A 2,500-nucleotide genomic window follows, 5' to 3' on the forward strand; every position below is an offset into this window, starting at 1 on the left:
AACGCAAAAAACCCGGCTGATCGCCGGGTTTTTGATTTGGTTGCGGGAGTAGGATTTGAACCTACGACCTTCAGGTTATGAGCCTGACGAGCTACCGGGCTGCTCCATCCCGCGTCAACCGAGTTTATGTAAGCATTTGCCTACATAAAATCCACCGATCCGCCAAATGAAAGGGCCGCTTTCGCGGCCCGTGATCCCGTTGGCGGGCCGTATCGTAAGGAGAAGATTTAACGTGCGTTTGGCAGACCTGGCAGCGACCTACTCTCCCGCGTCTTGAGACGAAGTACCATCAGCGCTGGAGCGTTTCACGGCCGAGTTCGGAATGGGATCGGGTGCAGCCGCTCCGCCATAACCACCAGGTCGGCAAAACGCACGTTATTCGAGAAGCTGTTTTGTGCCTGGCGACTGCAGTTTCTTCCGGGCAAGGCCCGCAAGCGCGACTGCGCGTCGCCGGTTTTCCGGCGCCCCCGCGGAGCATAGGCCCTGTAAGGGCCGCTCATGCGTGAGCGCTGGTTTGATGAACATTAGGAATGAGAACGATCAAGCCGATCGAACTATTAGTACCGGTAAGCTTCAAGCGTTGCCGCTCTTCCACACCCGGCCTATCAACGTGGTCGTCTTCCACGGTTCTCAGGGAATACTCGTTTCAAGGTGGGTTTCCCGCTTAGATGCCTTCAGCGGTTATCCCGTCCGGATATAGCTACCCTGCTATGCGGCTGGCGCCACAACAGGTCCACCAGAGATCCGTCCATCCCGGTCCTCTCGTACTAGGGACAGATCCTTTCAATATTCCTACACCCACGGCAGATAGGGACCGAACTGTCTCACGACGTTCTGAACCCAACTCACGTACCGCTTTAAATGGCGAACAGCCATACCCTTGGGACCTGCTCCAGCCCCAGGATGCGATGAGTCGACATCGAGGTGCCAAACAACCCCGTCGATATGGACTCTTGGGGGTCATCAGCCTGTTATCCCCGGCGTACCTTTTATCCGTTGAGCGATGGCCCTTCCACGCGGGACCACCGGATCACTATGACCGACTTTCGTCTCTGCTCGACTTGTCAGTCTCGCAGTCAGGCAGGCTTATGCCATTGCACTCAGCGAACGATTTCCGACCGTTCTGAGCCCACCATCGCGCGCCTCCGTTACTCTTTAGGAGGCGACCGCCCCAGTCAAACTACCCACCATACATTGTCCCGGACCCGGATAACGGGCCGCGGTTAGACATCCATAGTAATAAGGGTGGTATTTCAAGGGTGGCTCCACCAAGGCTGGCGCCCTGGCTTCAAAGCCTACCACCTATCCTACACATGCCACTACGAATGCCAATGTAAAGCTATAGTAAAGGTGCACGGGGTCTTTCCGTCTAACCGCAGGAACCCCGCATCTTCACGGGGAATTCAATTTCACTGAGTCTATGCTGGAGACAGCGGGGAAGTCGTTACGCCATTCGTGCAGGTCGGAACTTACCCGACAAGGAATTTCGCTACCTTAGGACCGTTATAGTTACGGCCGCCGTTTACTGGGGCTTCGATTCAGAGCTTGCACCCCTCCTCTTAACCTTCCAGCACCGGGCAGGCGTCAGACCCTATACGTCGCCTTGCGGCTTCGCAGAGCCCTGTGTTTTTGATAAACAGTCGCTACCCCCTGGTCTGTGCCACCCTCACCCTGCTTGCGCAGGAAAGGGTCACGCTTCTTCCGAAGTTACGCGTGCAATTTGCCGAGTTCCTTCAGCATAGTTCTCTCAAGCGCCTTGGTATACTCTACCTGACCACCAGTGTCGGTTTCGGGTACGGTCTATAAGTGGGAGCTATTTCCTGGAACCGCTCCGCTGCCCGACCAATCCAATAAGGTCGAACAACTTGTGCAATCCGTCACTACCCACAGGCCCACGAATATTAACGTGGTTCCCATCGACTACGCGTTTCCGCCTCGTCTTAGGGGCCGGCTAACCCTGCTCAGATTAACTTTAAGCAGGAACCCTTGGTCTTTCGGCGGGGGAGTCTCTCACTCCCCTTACGTTACTCATGTCAGCATTCGCACTTCTGATACCTCCAGGAGCCCTCACGGGTCTCCCTTCACTGGCTTACAGAACGCTCCGCTACCGCTCGTGATTGCTCACGAACCCTAAGCTTCGGTGTATGGCTTTAGCCCCGTTACATTTTCGGCGCAAAGACCCTTATTTAGACCAGTGAGCTGTTACGCTTTCTTTAAATGATGGCTGCTTCTAAGCCAACATCCTGGTTGTTTTGGGATCCTCACATCCTTTCCCACTTAGCCATAACTTGGGGACCTTAGCTGTAGGTCAGGGTTGTTTCCCTTTTCACGACGGACGTTAGCACCCGCCGTGTGTCTGCCGACTAGTACTCCTGGGTATTCAGAGTTTGCTTAGGTTTGGTAATCCGGTGAGGACCCCTAGCCCATGCAGTGCTTTACCCCCCAGGGTATTCGGTCGACGCTCTACCTAAATAGATTTCGCGGAGAACCAGCTATTTCC

General features: G+C 55.0%; 1 tRNA gene and 2 rRNA genes (1 of these 3 cut by a window edge). All 3 read right to left on the reverse strand.

Going from position 1 to position 2,500, the window contains the following annotated elements:
- Positions 1-37: 37 nt before the first annotated feature.
- A tRNA-Met gene (locus AB4136_RS21220) sits at positions 38-114 on the reverse strand.
- 131 nt (positions 115-245) lie between these two features.
- Positions 246-360, reverse strand: a 5S ribosomal RNA gene (gene rrf / locus AB4136_RS21225).
- 176 nt (positions 361-536) lie between these two features.
- Positions 537-2,500, reverse strand: a 23S ribosomal RNA gene (locus AB4136_RS21230) (it continues 837 nt past the right edge of the window).

Origin of the sequence: Mesorhizobium sp. 2RAF21, from assembly GCF_052115345.1 — a bacterium.
In the GTDB taxonomy this organism is placed as follows: domain Bacteria; phylum Pseudomonadota; class Alphaproteobacteria; order Rhizobiales; family Rhizobiaceae; genus Mesorhizobium; species Mesorhizobium terrae.